This window comes from Chryseobacterium sp. FR054 (assembly GCF_056844565.1).
Window position 1 is genome coordinate 212,529 of record NZ_JBXDSA010000001.1, and the last position, 15,740, is coordinate 228,268.

At 38.6% G+C, this 15,740-nt stretch carries 15 protein-coding genes; 11 read left to right on the forward strand and 4 right to left on the reverse strand.

Going from position 1 to position 15,740, the window contains the following annotated elements; translation table 11 throughout:
- The first annotated feature begins 1 nt into the window (after position 1).
- The 3 genes from AC106S_RS01030 to AC106S_RS01040 all read left to right on the forward strand — a co-directional run bounded on the left by AC106S_RS01030 (position 2) and on the right by AC106S_RS01040 (position 2,159).
- On the forward strand, positions 2–397 hold the full coding sequence (locus tag AC106S_RS01030) for a VOC family protein (RefSeq protein WP_482437276.1): 396 nt from the start codon (positions 2–4) through the stop codon (positions 395–397).
- A 210-nt stretch (positions 398–607) separates the two neighbouring features.
- Positions 608–1,417 (forward strand): DUF6597 domain-containing transcriptional factor, encoded by an 810-nt coding sequence (locus AC106S_RS01035; RefSeq protein ID WP_482437277.1) that lies wholly within the window; start codon positions 608–610, stop codon positions 1,415–1,417.
- A gap of 268 nt (positions 1,418–1,685) precedes the next feature.
- Entirely contained in the window at positions 1,686–2,159 is a 474-nt protein-coding gene (locus AC106S_RS01040; RefSeq protein ID WP_482437278.1) for a DUF6265 family protein, read from the forward strand.
- 287 nt (positions 2,160–2,446) lie between these two features.
- Here the strand turns inward: AC106S_RS01040 and AC106S_RS01045 are convergent, their stop codons facing one another.
- Positions 2,447–2,671: a SymE family type I addiction module toxin gene (locus tag AC106S_RS01045; RefSeq protein ID WP_482437279.1), complete on the reverse strand. Its 225-nt coding sequence runs from the start codon at positions 2,669–2,671 to the stop codon at positions 2,447–2,449.
- A gap of 150 nt (positions 2,672–2,821) precedes the next feature.
- Between AC106S_RS01045 and AC106S_RS01050 the strand changes: the two genes are divergently transcribed.
- The 6 genes from AC106S_RS01050 (at position 2,822) to AC106S_RS01075 (ending at position 6,479) form a co-directional block, all read left to right on the forward strand.
- Positions 2,822–3,241, forward strand: a complete 420-nt coding sequence (locus AC106S_RS01050; RefSeq protein ID WP_482437280.1) for an XRE family transcriptional regulator — start codon at positions 2,822–2,824, stop codon at positions 3,239–3,241.
- Between the two features lie 501 nt (positions 3,242–3,742).
- Positions 3,743–4,075, forward strand: coding sequence for an ArsR/SmtB family transcription factor (locus AC106S_RS01055; RefSeq protein WP_482437281.1), 333 nt, complete (start codon positions 3,743–3,745; stop codon positions 4,073–4,075).
- Positions 4,076–4,231: 156 nt separating this feature from the next.
- A complete protein-coding gene (locus AC106S_RS01060; protein WP_482437282.1) occupies positions 4,232–4,729 on the forward strand; it encodes an SRPBCC family protein in 498 nt (165 codons plus the stop codon).
- Between the two features lie 159 nt (positions 4,730–4,888).
- Positions 4,889–5,467 (forward strand): YdeI/OmpD-associated family protein, encoded by a 579-nt coding sequence (locus AC106S_RS01065; RefSeq protein WP_482437283.1) that lies wholly within the window; start codon positions 4,889–4,891, stop codon positions 5,465–5,467.
- A gap of 18 nt (positions 5,468–5,485) precedes the next feature.
- Positions 5,486–5,884, forward strand: coding sequence for a DoxX family protein (locus AC106S_RS01070; RefSeq protein ID WP_482437284.1), 399 nt, complete (start codon positions 5,486–5,488; stop codon positions 5,882–5,884).
- Between the two features lie 37 nt (positions 5,885–5,921).
- Positions 5,922–6,479, forward strand: coding sequence for a DUF4256 domain-containing protein (locus tag AC106S_RS01075; RefSeq protein ID WP_482437285.1), 558 nt, complete (start codon positions 5,922–5,924; stop codon positions 6,477–6,479).
- Positions 6,480–7,379: 900 nt separating this feature from the next.
- Here AC106S_RS01075 and AC106S_RS01080 read toward each other — a convergent pair.
- The 3 genes from AC106S_RS01080 to AC106S_RS01090 all read right to left on the reverse strand — a co-directional run bounded on the left by AC106S_RS01080 (position 7,380) and on the right by AC106S_RS01090 (position 13,066).
- Positions 7,380–7,907, reverse strand: a complete 528-nt coding sequence (locus AC106S_RS01080) for a DUF1697 domain-containing protein (RefSeq protein WP_482437286.1) — start codon at positions 7,905–7,907, stop codon at positions 7,380–7,382.
- 83 nt (positions 7,908–7,990) lie between these two features.
- Positions 7,991–9,478, reverse strand: a complete 1,488-nt coding sequence (locus tag AC106S_RS01085) for a hypothetical protein (protein ID WP_482437287.1) — start codon at positions 9,476–9,478, stop codon at positions 7,991–7,993.
- Positions 9,479–9,580: 102 nt separating this feature from the next.
- On the reverse strand, positions 9,581–13,066 hold the full coding sequence (locus tag AC106S_RS01090; protein ID WP_482437288.1) for a glycosyltransferase family 117 protein: 3,486 nt from the start codon (positions 13,064–13,066) through the stop codon (positions 9,581–9,583).
- Between the two features lie 222 nt (positions 13,067–13,288).
- Here AC106S_RS01090 and AC106S_RS01095 point away from each other — a divergent pair, with 222 nt between their 5' ends.
- Positions 13,289–14,326, forward strand: coding sequence for a PLP-dependent cysteine synthase family protein (locus tag AC106S_RS01095; protein WP_482437289.1), 1,038 nt, complete (start codon positions 13,289–13,291; stop codon positions 14,324–14,326).
- An 83-nt stretch (positions 14,327–14,409) separates the two neighbouring features.
- Entirely contained in the window at positions 14,410–15,681 is a 1,272-nt protein-coding gene (locus AC106S_RS01100; protein WP_482438409.1) for an aminotransferase class I/II-fold pyridoxal phosphate-dependent enzyme, read from the forward strand.
- The last annotated feature ends 59 nt before the right edge of the window (positions 15,682–15,740 follow it).

A 15,740-nucleotide genomic window follows, 5' to 3' on the forward strand; every position in this document is an offset into this window, starting at 1 on the left:
TATGAAACCTAAAATGATCTGGGCCAATCTGGCAGTAGCCGATCTGGACCGCACACAGAAATTTTATACAGAATTGGGATTTAAGCCTAATCATCCTCACAGTTCCAATGAATTGGTCAGCTTTTTCTTCGGCGAAAATGATTTTGTAATCCATTTTTTCCTTAAAGAAGTGATCAGAAACAATTTAAAGATGATGGAATTTGGCGATCCTCATACAGCCAATGAAATTATCTTTACTCTGTCCGCCGAAAGCAGAGATCAGGCAGACCGTTGGGCTGAAGAAGTTGAAAAAGCCGGAGGAACAGTTATTTCACCCCCTGAAAGTTTTGGACCCCAATATTACGGTTTTGTCTTTGCAGATCCGGACGGACATAAATTTAATGTATTTCACATGTAAAAATCCGGATAATAAACCGGAAAGTATTCCGCCCTGTTTAACGCTTTATTTATCAGGTAAATAGCATAGGTAACGGATGAAAAACAACGTCTCATACGGGCTTTTAAACGTTTTCCTTATACAGAAAGTTTCATTTTTATGATTTGTACAGAATCCGGGATATTTCCGTTTTATTTTATAGTTTTATAAGTTCAGAATATTGACATACCTATGGATTATCAGACATTCCAGCCACATCCTGATCTGGCGGACCTTATCAAATGCTACTGGACCCTGGACAGTCCCGGAGAAGACATCCCTCAGGTCCAAACCATCGTTCCGGACGGATGCATGGAAATGATCTTTCACTATGGGGATCTGTATAAGCAATATGTTGGCAATGAATTGATTGTACAGCCAAGAAGTTGTGTTTTCGGTCAGCTTACCGAGCCTTTAAAGATCATCCCAACGGGAATTACAGGAATATTTTCTGTCCGTTTTCATCACAATGGCTTTATTCCGTTTGCTACACTTCCTATAAAAGAAATGGATAACAGAGCGGTTTCACTGGACGAAATCTTTGGAAATTCCGGAACCGAACTTGAACGTAAGATTCTTTCTGCCAAAAAAACGGAAGATAAAATAGCTGTGGCTGAAGCATTTTTGTTGGAAAGACTTAACACACAGACCATTGACAGGATTGTACAGTGTACAGTTGACCTGCTTTTGAGCGTGAACGGACAAATTTCAGTGAATGAACTTTCCAGGCAGACCAATATCAACCGGAGACAGCTGGAACGCAAATTTTCCTCCACAATAGGTTTAAGCCCCAAACAGCTTTCCAAAACGATAAGACTGCAAACCACCCTTAAACTTCTTCTCCATAAAGAATATTCCAGTCTCACTGCCCTGGCTCATGAGTCTGAATATTATGACCAGGCTCATTTTATCAAAGATTTCAAGGAATTTACAGGGCTTACTCCCAAAGAATTCTATGGTGAAAACCTGAAGATGACGTTCCTTTTTTATGGAACAGAATGATGATCTGAAACTGTTTTCAAATGCTTAAACACCCTGAGCCCGGGTTAAAATATTCTTATTCCAAACTGAGGAGGGTCTGCAAAACTGTTTTCAAATGTTGTCCCTGTTAAGGTTCTGACAGAACAACATATTAATGTAATAATTATCAGGTCGCTCCTACGGAGCTCCCCTATACCCTCTTCTATCCTCAAAAAATATCCTGTCGCATTTTTACAATTTTAAGTCTGCCACATCCCTGAATTTTGTGAGTACAAAAAACAGAACGACAATGAAAGCAAAACTCATCCTTGCCGTAATCGGAATATGGACAGCAGGAAGCTGGACACAACAGCAAAGTGAACTCAAAAAAATGGAATGGCTTCTCGGAACCTGGGAAACCAAAACTCCCAAAGGAAGCTTATATGAAACATGGACAAGGAAAAGCAATACCGAATTTCAGGGAAAAAGCTATTTTCTGAAAAATAAAGATACGCTGTTGTTCGAGACTGTCCGGCTCATAGAAAAAGATAAAAAACTGCATTATACGGTTTCGGTAAAAAAACAGAACGGCGGACTGCCTGTAAGTTTTGCTGCAGAAAATATCTCTGAAAATGAAGCTGTTGTATTTGAAAATCCCCTTCATGATTTTCCACAAACCATTTCTTACAGAAAAACAGGAAAAGACTCTCTTCTGGCGGAAATTTCAGGAAGTAAAAACGGCCGGGAAATGAAACAGCAGTTTCCGATGAAGAAGATGAAATAAAGGCTTAAAGCCAAGTATTATCTGAAATTATTTGGGTTTGGGTTGGGGGCGCGGGCGGCCCCCGAAACCTATCTTTTCTCATTTCATCAGGTAAAGTTATTTCCTGCCTTAAAAATACAAACCTGTATCCTAAAACCTTATATAAAGCTCTTATTTCAATTTTTAGTTTTAGTAATCTATGAGATCTGCGTTATCTGTGGGGAATTTTATCCACCTGGGTTCGCACAGATTTCTACAAATCACAACAAACTTTCTGTCTGCACAAAGCATTCTTTACAGCCATAGATTTACTTATAAATCATTTCCTTTTCCAATACGATTTTGTTTTTGCATACCGTTGCTATTACTTTGTCTCCCGGTTCAAAACCACATTCCAGCAGCCACTTCCCTGCCAACCGGATTTCCGGGAAGAAAACCAGTCTTCGGTATGCTCTTTCAAATGCTTTATGGGAAACCGTAAGGTTACGAACGGACACTATTTTATATTTGCCCCGGATAGTTATTTCTTTCATATCGTTGTTTTTTCAACAAAGGAAGAAATATCCGGCAGGCTGTACCAGTTATTAATAGGATATTTTACGCTAAAAAACAGCTATTTTAGCAGATAATTTATTTTAGAAACGGGCTTCTTTTTCTATGGTAAAAACTTTATATTTGTTATTATGAGTTACACAGATATGCAGAATAAAAAAATACATCAGGGCAGAAATATCAAACGTTTCCGTGAAATGCTGGGCATCAAACAGGAAGCCTTAGCTTTTGAATTAGGCGATGACTGGAACCAGAAGAAAGTTTCTCTTTTAGAACAGAAAGAAATCGTAGAATCTGATATTCTGGCGCAGGTAGCGAAGATTTTGAAAGTGCCGGCGGAAGCGATTGAGAATTTTGATGAGGAACAGGCGGTGAATGTTATTTCAAATACATATTCTTTTCAAGACTTTAAAGATAATGCTATCGCTTCAGGATTTAATTATCAACCAAGTTTTAATCCTATTGATAAGATGGTGGAGCTTTATGAGCGTATGCTTGAGCAGCAGAGGGAGATGATTGAAAAGTTGGAGAAACTTATCTCCAAAGAATAAAAATTATTTTTAAAGACAAAATTACTTCTTTATAATAAAATTTCGAAAGATTTAGTTAGGAAACCATATTTAATTAAAGAAGATAAAGTAAAGATTGAAGAACTTTTTAAGAATGTGGAAAGAAGTTTTGATTCTCGATCAAAAGAGATTCAAAATGTTATGAAAGGAGAATATGAATATTATGTTAAAAAAAATATACCTGAATCAATTAAGATTCTTAGAGAATGCATAAAAAACAATAATAATAAACATATACCATTAAAATCACTGCTAGATATATATAAAAAAACTAATATGATACCAGCTTACAATGATTTGCTTGAGTCATATAAAGAAATAACACAATCATATATAGACTAATTTTTTTAATAATAAGTATAAAAATCTTTATAATTTGATTTATAATATTTTTCCTTTCCTTGAAAATATTATAAATCATTTTATTTAAAAACTTGCGTAGCCAAATAACTACACTTATATTTGTAGTCAAATAACTACACAATGAATTTAAGAAGAGATGTTTTTCAGGCGATTGCAGATCCTACCAGAAGATCCATACTGATACTGGTGGCTGCCCAATCTATGACTGCCGGGGCCATTGCTTCCAATTTCGATACTGCAAGACCTACCGTTTCCAAGCATCTTCAGATCCTCACCGAGTGCGAACTGTTGAGATCTGAACAGAACGGCCGTGAAATTATTTACCACCTCAATCCCAATAAAATGAAAGAAATAGCCGACTTTATAGAGCCGTTCCGCAAAATGTGGGATGAGAAATTCAATAAGTTGGAAAGTGTGATGAAAGCGTATCAGAATGTGAATAATAAGACATAAAAGATGATAGACGGATAGATAATAGACAATGACTTCAAAATTTAATTTGTGAATGTCAATAGTCAATTTTACTTCGTAAGTGAATCGTCAACCATCAGTGAGAGAATAACAACCTTAAGCTCTTCTACTCTCAAACCCTAAACACCAAAACAGAATATGGAACTTAAAACAAAAATTCATGCAGAAGACGGAAAGCAGGAAATCTTCATCACCAGGGAATTTGATCTTCCCGTAGAACTGCTTTTCAAAGCGTATACAGAAGCGGAACTTTTCGAACAGTGGATGGGAACCCAAGTGACCAAATTTGAAAACAAACAGCACGGAAGCTACCGTTTTGAAACTTTAAATCCTCACGGAGAGATAGTCTTCAGCGCCAATGGAACCATTCATGATATTATTCAGAATGAGAAAATTATAAGGACTTTCCAGATGGAAAACACACCTTTCCCGGTACAGATCGAATTTTTGGAATTTGAAAGATTAACCGATACCACCAGCAAAATCACCATCCAGACCATATATAAATCCGTAGAATTCCGGGATCAGCACCTGAAAATGCCATTCGCACAGGGAATTAATATGGCGCATAACCGTTTGCAGGAGATGTTTGGGGAGAGGGAGGTAATAGATAATAGACGAAGAGATGAGAGATGAGAGATGAGAGACTAGAGACGGGAGATACCAAAGTTTGGATTGTGAATAGCAATAGCGGATTTTGTTTTGCAGGTGAATCGTCAATTATCCGTGAAAAGATAACAGCCATGAACATTAAACATTAAACATTAAACATTAAACTTGAAATTTTGACTTCCAATGAATCCAAAAGTTAATTTTTTCTTCGAAAACGCCGGACAGTGGCAGGAAGAATTTGAAAAATTAAGAGCCATTGCCCTGAGTACCGAACTGGCAGAAGATCTGAAATGGGGATGCCCCTGTTACACCTATGAAGGAAAAAATATTTTCCTGATCCACGGATTTAAAGAATACTGCGCCCTACTCTTTTTTAAAGGATCACTGATGAAAGATCCGGATCATATTTTAATTCAGCAAAGTAAAAATGTACAGGCCGCAAGACAGATCCGCTTTACAGAAGTACAGCAAATCATTGATCTGGAAAAAGAACTTCAGGCCTATATGTTTGAAGCGGTTGAAATTGAAGAATCCGGCGCTAAAATTGAAATGAAAAAGACCGGAGAATTCGACATGGCAGAAGAGTTTCAGGCAAGACTGGACCATGACAGCCCATTAAAAAAAGCCTTTGAATCTCTTACTCCGGGAAGACAAAGGGCTTACCTGCTCCACTTTTCCTCTCCCAAACAGTCCAAAACCAGGGAAGCAAGAATTGAAAAATGCATTCCGCAGATCCTTGACGGAAAAGGACTTAACGACTGAAAATTAAAAGCCAAAACAATGCAAACATCATCCCAATCACAAAAAACAAAAAGAATCATCTACTGGATCTTTACCATCTGGATGGCGCTGGGAATGGTTTCTACGGCCATTGTACAGCTCATGAAAAACAAAGACGAACTGGCCAATTTTACCACCCTCGGATATCCTGCCTATCTGATGATCATCATCGGAGTCTGGAAGCTTCTGGGCGTTATAGCCATCCTCATTCCGAAACGTTTATTACTAAAAGAATGGGCTTATGCAGGTTTTTTCTTCGTGATGTCCGGAGCCGTTATTTCGCATCTTATTGTTGGCGATACTGCCGGAAGAACCTTCCCTGCTGTTTTATTATGTGCTCTGGTTATTATTTCCTGGTATTTCAGACCTGCAGATAGAAAAATTTCCATTCAATCTTAGTAATTTTATATAAAATCAACCACTTAAAAATCCTGATATGAAAAAGAAACCATTAACTCCTGAACAAAGCGAAATTCTTTTAAAAGTACTGCAATCCCGTTTTGAAAAAAATATGAGCCGCCACAAAGGTCTGGAATGGGAAAAAATTCAGGCCAAACTGGAATCCCATCCCGAAAAACTATGGTCTTTAAACGAAATGGAAGAAACAGAAGGTGAACCCGACGTAATAGGCTATGACAAAAAAACGGATGAATACCTGTTCGCAGACTGCTCCCCGGAAAGCCCGAAACGGAGAAGCCTGTGCTACGACTACCCTGCCTGGGAATCCAGAAAAGCCAATAAACCGGAAAGCAACGCCATTGATAAAGCCGCAGAAATGGGCATAGAAATCCTTACCGAAGAACAGTACCGCAACCTTCAGGAACTCGGAAAATTTGACCTGAAAACATCCAGCTGGGTACAAACACCACCTCATATCAGGGAATTGGGAGGAGCCATCTTCTGCGACCGGCGCTACAATACGGTTTTCATGTACCACAACGGAGCAGATTCTTATTATGCTGCACGGGGATTTCGGGGAGCACTGACGGTTTAATCATAGGTAATGAGTAATGAGTAATGAGTAATGAGTAATAATCAATAACTCATTTTTTGAGACCGGAATATACAACAATGAAGTATTATGCTTTTCTCCCAAAGAGTCTGGAAATATACTCTATTTTAATCCTGCGGATTCCTCAGATCCGTGGGAAATTATTTTAACCACAAATCAAAGATTTTTATGGATTTTGCGACTTGAAATTTTATCGGAGATAAAATCATTGCGCCTTTTTTATACAGCCTGTAAAATAATTATTGCGACCTTGCGTATCCCAACAAAAAAATCTGCACTATCTGCAAAATCTGCGGGTAAAAAATATCCATAACCATTTGCGAAATCTGTGGAATCTGTGGGAAATTATTTTAACCACAAACCGAAGGTTCCACGTAGTCAAAAGATTTTTATGGATTTTGCAACTTGAAATTTTATGGGAGATAAAATCATTGCGCCTTTTTTATACAGTCCGTAAAATAATTCTTGCGACCTTGCATATCCCAACAAAAAAATCTGCTCAATCTGCACAATCTGCGGGCAAAAAATATCCACAAACATCTGTGAAATTTGTGCGATCTGTGGGAAATTATTTTAACCACAAACCGAAGGTTCGACGTAGTCAAAAGATTTTTACACAAAAGATTCTTTTAAGAAACAAACTTTATGTTGAGAAGAATACTTAAGCTTAAAGATCAAAGACTTTTATGGATCTTGCGGTGTGAAATTTTATCGGAGATAAAATCATTGCGCCTTTTTTATACAGCCTGTAAAATAATTATTGCGACCTTGCGTATCCCAACAAAAAAATCTGCAAAATCTGCAAAATCTGCGGGCAAAAAACATCCACAAACATCTGTGAAATTTGTGCGATCCGTGGGAAATTATAACAGGCACAAAAGATTATTTCATCTTCTTCAGTACCTTCTCAAACGTATTGATATTCCTGCTCGTAAACTGATCTTTCAGGCTTTTCTTTCCCAACACTTTCCCAAACGTGGAATCCAGAGTATTCCCTTTCTGAACCTGCCAGTAAAAAACACCATTCACTATTTCAGCTTTTTCATTTTCGGCTTTTGAAGCTTTTTCAAACTCCTCCATCAGGATATTTTCAACCCCCGGATTTCCGACAAATGCATACAAATGAAAATCATCATTTTTTTCAAAAGGCTTCCCGTTCCAGAAAGTTTCTGTTTCTTCAGGAGATCTTACAAATAAAAAAGCTTCGTAGGAAAAGTGATCAGACATGGCTTTTTCCAGTACCTGTTTCAGTTCTGCGGCATCTTTATCAGAAGAAAAAACAATATTGCCTGAAGCCAGCACAGAGCTCACATCTGTTACACCCGCTTTTTGAAAGACCTGGCATACATCAGCCATTTTCATATTGGTTCCTTTTACGTTGACACCACGGAGAAAAGCACAGTATTTCATCGTTTTTTGACAGTATTAATACGGGAGAAAGGTCTTAAAAGCCCGAGCATATACATAAGGTTTCTCCCCTGTTTTAAAAAATCTTAATTTATTCTAATATATAAATTATAGTCTGTTCCGGAAGGTTTTAGCCTGTATATCTTTTCCAGGATTTTACTCCGGCTTTTCAGATGGTCTTTTATTCTGAATTCCTGTATCAGCTTATAATGAGCCTGGTAATAAGCGGCATCTTTTCCTTCAAACAGGTTTTTATAGGCAAGAAGATATTTTGGTTTTCTTTTTTTAACCGTATTGATCCAGTAGTTGGCCCTGTCTTTTTTTACTTCTTCCTGAATCTGTTTATCTACCAGCCCTACTTCGTCAATGGTTCTCAGCCCCGAAAAATAAGGAATATATCCAGCAGGCTCCAGAAGGATCCATTGTTTTTTATCTTTTTCCAATGTCCCTAAAAACAGACCGATAGATCTGCGGTAATACCATTCCCCGTTTCCTGTTGCAATAGAATGTACCGTCTGGAAAGCAAGCATCGGAAGGATATAAAATATAATAAGCAGGGACAGCCAAAGTTTTTTTCTTTCCTTCTGCTCCAGTACAAAAATAAGAACAGGCACAAAAAGAAGCAGTTGCGGAACCCAGTAATACCAGTCGAATAAACTTTTTTGAGAAATAAAAATAATCTGTTTTACCCATCCGAAAACAAAGATCATCCATAGAAAATAGTTTCTTTTTTCTTTTTGTCTGATCAGGTAAATAAAGCACAGCAGCTCAAAAATCAGGATAACAACGGTTATCGGATTGAAGTTTCCGGGCAGTTTAAGCATTCCCCAGAAGTTCCCGAAGCTGGACCAGAAGTATTCCATATGCTGCCGGAATGTGAAATGATGTTCATACAGAAGTTTTTTGGCAACAATCGTATTATTTACCAGTTCACCAAAATAAAACCAGTTGAAAGACAATACAGAGGCAAGCCCCAGAATCCCTCCCAGCACGTAGCGCCATCTGATCTTTCTGTTCCAGAAGACATCCACCAGAAATACAATTCCCAGGAAGATCACCGTATCGATTCTTGTAAACATAATCAGTACCGGGAGAAGGATCAGTGCCCATTTTTTGTTTTTACTGAAGCCATAATACAGGAGTGCCATTTCAAGAAAGAACAGGATCCCGTATTCCATTCCTAAGATTGAAATCTTTATGGCCGGAGGCAGAATACCGATCAGAAATATGAAAATAGCCTTATGCCACGGATTTTTAAGAACCAGATGGGAAAGCAGCACCGTCCCAATGGTGAAGAGCAGAGAATTGAACATCAGAAGCGGTTCAATGAAGTTTTCTTTACCGAAGATCAGGTTGAAGAAATAGGACACAAAAACATACAGGTGTGTGGTAGAAGCTGATATTTTTGTATTTCCGTTAAAACCTATTACCCCGTAATCCAATAAATTCTGGGCGACTCTCCAGGTAATAAAAGCATCCTCCTGAATGTAATGGGTGAGTAAAAAGAAGAGTTTAATAACTACCGTAAAAGCGGCGGCATAAATGGGAAGCTGGCTGTTCTTGGTTTCGGTCATCGTGTATTTTTAGCGTCACAAATATAACCTTAAAAATCAGGAATCCCAATAATAAAAAAACGGAACCGAAGTTCCGTTTTTAAAATATGAAGTTTAAAGCTGTTATTGGGTTACTTTAATGATCGCTGTTGTGATCTGTTCTTCTTTTTCTTTTGAATAAGTGGAATCAAAAGGTTCCATCACATCAAATAAATACTGGTAAAAAGGAGTGATCTTCTGTACGTTTTCAGATTCTTTTAATGCCTTTTCTTTACCCATCTGCTGAAGTTCTTTGATGAAGACATTGAATTTCTTATCAATAGGTTCAATAGATTTCACCAGATAAGCATAAGCTTTCTCATTCTGGCCGATTTTTTTGTAAGCATCGGTTACGGCAGAAACCACAAGAGAATATTCCATCGGTTTTGTTCTCATCTGTCTGCGTACATAGGTCTGGTCAACCGGGTCAAGACTTAAATAATAATCATATTCTTCAAAGATTCCTTTTTTAAGGATTTCTGCCAGCTGAAGACCTTTCTGCTCCTGTCCTGCCACAATATATCCTGTAATCATCGCACTTAATGAACGCGGATCATTGTATTTTTCAGCCGGAATTTCTCTTGCAGCAAGATCAAGGATCTCAACCGCTTTAGCTTTCTGTCCGCTTAAAGCCAGTGCCGAAGCAGCCCTGCTTGCTGACATTCTGTAACTCATAATGTTTGACGTAGCCGTTTCATCAAAATGAACATTTAAGTTTTTAAAGTTCCCCCATCTGAAGTTTTTTACTACATTATAAAGAGAATTGGCATCTACTTTACCCATATCTCCGTCCGGAGTCTGTACCGTGTGTACAGGAACCAGCCTGTAACTGAATCCGTCAAACTGAAGATATTCGTTCAGATAGAAGATATTTTCGCTGTCATAAATCCCTCCTGACGAGAAGTTGATCGGGCGTTTCCAGTCGAAATTCGCCAGAAGGTCCATCATGATCAGGTTGTTTTTATAAAGCGTGTTTCCTTTGTAACTGATCATGATCTGGTTCACTACATTCGGAAGGTCTGCCTGGGTAATGATTCCTGCTTTTAATGCATTTTCTTTATTAACAGGAAGGATGAATTTATTTACCGGAAGGATGTTGTATTTCTCATACTTTTCTTCCCCGAAATACATTTTCAGAAGCTCATCTTTTTCAGGAGATTTGAACTTGATGAAGTTGATCGCTTCTTTCAGGGTTAAGGAATCCTGAGTAAGGTATTTTCTGAACGCCTGGAATTCGGTATCAGGAACTCCCTGCTCTTTAAGCATGGAGAATACACTTTCCCAGTCCTCTTTTTTCATCATATAGATCTGGTCATTTGAACCTTCCCTGTAATCTTCGTGAGTCAGCTGACTTGGAATTCCTTCGGCATTATATGTTTTTCTTTTGATCTGATCAAGGTTCCACGGTGTTGAAGCAAGCGTGAAATTAACCACTTTCACATCATCTCTGAATCTTTCGGTTTCCTGGATGGCCCAAACCGGATAAGTATCATTATCTCCGTAAACAAATAAGATATCGTTTTTCGGAAGTGATTTCAATACGGAATAAGCATAATCATAGGCGGTATATCTGTTGCTTCTGTCGTGTACATTATAGTTCTGGAATCCCATCATAAAAGGAACTCCCAGCAAAATAACGCCTAAGGCAATATTCGCTCCGCTGGACTTTACTTTAGACTGAAGGAACCAAAGAATAGCTCCGGCCCCCATCCCTATCCAGATGGCAAAGGCATAGAAAGAGCCTACCATCGCATAATCTCTTTCTCTCGGTTCAAAAGGTTTTACTCCTGTATAGAAAATAATCCCCACACTGGTAAGAACAAATAATGAAAGCAGGGCATAGAATCTGCCGAAATCCCTGTTCAGCTGGAAAAAGAACCCGATAAGTCCTAAAATCAATGGAAGGAAGAAGAATTTCACGGTACTTTCATTCTGGAACTTGGCAGGCATTTTATCCTGGTTTCCTAATAAAGCATTGTCGATGAATGAAATTCCGGAGATCCAGTTTCCTTTTGTATTTTCCATGTTTCCTTCAAGGTCGTTCTGTCTTCCTGCAAAGTTCCACATCAGGTATCGTACAAAATAATATCCGTTCTGGAAGGAAATAAAATAATCAAGATTCTGAGCCAATGAAGGTTTCTGAACATTGATCAGATCGTAGGGTTTTACTTTTAAATAATCGGCAGCCGTGATGGTTTTATCTTCATATTTGGCTCTCAGCTCATCAAAGATCTGTTTGGCCTGAGGATTATCCGCCACATCTTCATTGGCATAGTTGAAGGTAAAATCAGGAGCTCCGTACATCGAAATGTAGTTGGCCATTACGTCTTTATCTTCATTGAACATCCTGGGCATCAGACTTACCTGGGACTTATTGAATACATAGTTGAAACGGTCATTCGTCTTTCTGTATGTTCCGGTCTTTTCGTCTTTTTCGTATACTTCTCCGGTTTTTGTGGTCTTGAAACTTCCGTCTTCATTTTTCTCAATTCCTTTGGCATCAAGGAAGGCGGTATAGTTCTGTCCGTAGATCGTTGGCCAGTCTCCGTACTGCTCTCTGTTGTAATAATCCAGCATACCGATCGCAGTATCAGGATCGTTAAGGTTCATCGGAGGGTTGGCATTTGCCCTGATCGGGATTACCATCCAGCATGAAAAACCGATAATCATATACACCACCGATAAAGCCGCCGTCTGGAAAATATTTCTTTTTGCTTTTCTGGCATACTTAATAAGGAAATAGCATGCAGCCGTCATTAAGATGAATGCAGCAATCGTTCCTGAGTGGAAAGGAAGTCCCAGTCCGTTTACAAAGAAGATCTCCAGTTTTCCGAACATGGTCATGATCAGAGGGAAGATAATTTTGAAAACAATAATCAGGATTCCCAGAGTAATCACGTTAGCCCAGATAAAATTTTTCCAGGTAAACTTATAATTTCTGGCATAATAAACCAGACATACAGCAGGAACAGCCAGCATACACATCATGTGAACTCCCACAGAAAGTCCCAATACAAAGAAAATAAGGATGATCCATCTTTCGCTGTCCGTTGCCTGGTATTCATTTTCCCATTTTGTGATCAGCCACACCAGCAGAGCGATAAACATGGAGGCCATTGAATATACTTCTCCTTCTACCGCCGAGAACCAGAAGGTATCCGAAAAGGTAAAACACAAAGCTCCCACTGCTCCCGCAAAGAGAATGGAGATTTCCTGATGTTTTGTAATTTCATCAAAATCTTTGTTCAGCAGTCTTCTTACAAAATGAGTAATGGTCCAGAACAAAAACAAAATCGTCAGTGCACTGAACAGGGCCGACATCGCGTTGATTACGATTGAATAATTTTCGCCTTTTCCTAATGCAAAAATGGCGGCCACAGCCCCCACAATCTGGAATAATGCCGCTCCGGGAGCATGCGTTACTTCAAGTTTTACTGCAGAAGAAATGTACTCGCCACAGTCCCAGAAACTGAAGTTGGGTTCTATGGTAGACAAGTACGTGAAAAAAGCAATGACAAAAATCACCCATCCTAAAACGGTGTTCCATCGCCTAAAAGTCCAATTTTTCATAGTATTAAATCAATTACGCGAAAGTAAGGCTTTTAAATTATTTTATGTTGTTTTTAACAAAATTTAAAAAAAATGGCGTAGTATTTGTGATGATACTTCCGCTAAGATTGCAAATAAGAAAATAGATTTTCCTAAATCGCTGTCTAGAATTCAAACAAAAGTTTAGAAATTATTTATTTTTTTGTATTTTTGCGGTCAGATTTTTATTGAAAATAACAAATAATGAGTAATGTTTACGATAATATTCTTGGCCTTGTAGGAAATACTCCTATGGTGAAGCTAAATACTGTTACAAAAGATATTCCTGCAACCGTTTATGCCAAGTTAGAATCATATAATCCTGGACATTCCACAAAAGATAGAATTGCACTTCATATTATAGAAAATGCAGAACAGAAAGGTTTATTGAAGGAAGGTTCCGTTGTTGTTGAGACCACTTCAGGAAACACCGGTTTTTCTATAGCAATGGTTTGTATCATTAAAGGATACCAGTGTATTCTTGCCGTAAGTGACAAGACAAAGCCTGAGAAAATTGCTTATTTAAAAGCACTTGGGGCTACTGTATACATATGTCCGGCCAATGTTCCCGCAGATGATCCGAGATCATATTATGAAGTTGCCAAAAGAATTGCTTCAGAAACGCCCAATTCAGTTTACATCAATCAGTATTTCAACGAGCTGAATATTGATGCACATTACCAGACTACCGGTCCTGAAATTTGGGAGCAGACGGAAGGTAAAATCACACACCTTTTTGCCTGCACTGGAACAGGTGGAACATTATCAGGTTCGGCAAAATTTTTAAAAGAGAAGAATCCGGCGATCAAGATTATCGGTGTGGATGCCGACGGATCTATTCTGAAGAGTTACCACGAAACAGGAGAAATTCATAAAGAAGACGTTCATCCCTATCAGATTGAAGGAATGGGAAAAAACCTGATCCCTTCTGCCCTTCTTTTTGATAAAGTAGATGAATTTGTAAGAGTAAACGATGAAATGTCGGCTTACAGAACCCGTGAAATTGCTTTAAAAGAAGCTATTATGGGCGGATATACTACCGGAGCTGTAACCCAGGCGTTAATTCAGTATGCACAGTCTCATGAGCTGACTAAGGACGATATGATTGTTCTGATCTATCCTGATCATGGCTCAAGGTATATTACCAAAGTATACAGCGATAAATGGATGGCTGAACAGGGGTTTGTCAACAACTGCGTACATAATTACGACGAAGTTTTCAAAACCGAATTTATTAAATAGAGATAATATAAACCACGATACAAATAAAGCCTTTTGTGTTCTACAGGAAAGGCTTTTTTACTTAAAAATTACGATACAAAATGTTGGATATTTTTGAAAGAATAAAAGAAAATCCAGGACCTCTTGGACAGTTTGCAGATTACGGAGAAGGCTATTTTATATTCCCGAGATTAGAGGGGCCTATCGGTCCGAGGATGCAGTTCCAGGGAAGAGAAGTAATTTTCTGGAGTGCCAATGATTATTTAGGATTATGTAATCACCCTGAAGTAATTGAGGCTGATGCCAAAGCAGCAGCAGAATACGGGATGTTTTACCCGATGGGAGCGAGAGCAATGTCCGGGGAAACAGAGCAGCACCTTCAGCTGGAAAGAGAACTGGCAGATTTTGTACAGAAGGAATCAGCATATTTATTAAACTTCGGTTATCAGGGAATGGTTTCTACCATTGATGCCCTGGTGAACAGAAACGACGTAATTGTTTATGATGTAGACTCTCACGCCTGTATTGTAGACGGTGTAAGACTTCATGCCGGAAAAAGATTTACATACAGACACAACGATATTGCCAGCCTTGAGAAAAACCTTCAGAGAGCGACTAAAGTTGCAGAAGAAACAGGAGGAGGTATCCTGGTGATCACGGAAGGTGTTTTCGGGATGAGAGGCCAGCAGGGGAAAATTAAAGAGATCTGCGAGCTGAAATCCAAATACAGTTTCAGACTTCTGGTAGACGATGCCCACGGATTCGGGACACTTGGAAAAACAGGAGCCGGAGCTGGTGAAGAGCAGGGATGCCAGGATCAGATCGATGTTTATTTCTCTACTTTTGCCAAATCAATGGCAGGATTCGGAGCATTTTTAGCCGGAGATAAAGAAATCATCAGATACCTGAAATTCAATTTAAGATCCCAGATTTTTGCCAAATCGCTTACTATGCCAATGGTAATAGGAGGTTTAAAGAGACTTGAGCTACTGAGAACAAGACCCGAAATCAAAGCCAAACTTTGGGAAAATGTAAATAAATTACAAAACGGACTTAGAGAAAGAGGATTCAATATTGGTGATACCAATACCTGTGTAACTCCGGTGATGATGCAGGGAACGCCGGTAGAAGCCACTCTTCTGGTAAAAGATTTAAGAGAGATCTACGGAATCTTTACTTCAGTAGTAGTGTATCCGGTAATTCCGAAAGGAATGATCCTTCTGAGATTAATTCCTACTGCTTCTCATACAGATGCGGAAATTAATGAAACGCTGGCTGCATTTGAAGCAATTCACGATAAATTAGTAAGTGGTTACTATAAAGAGCAGGAACAGAAACTTCTGCAGGAGCAGGGTTTAAGTTTCAAGCCGATCTGATAATAAAAAATTAAAAAAAAACCACTGAAAATTCAGTGGTTTTTTTATGCCATCTTTAA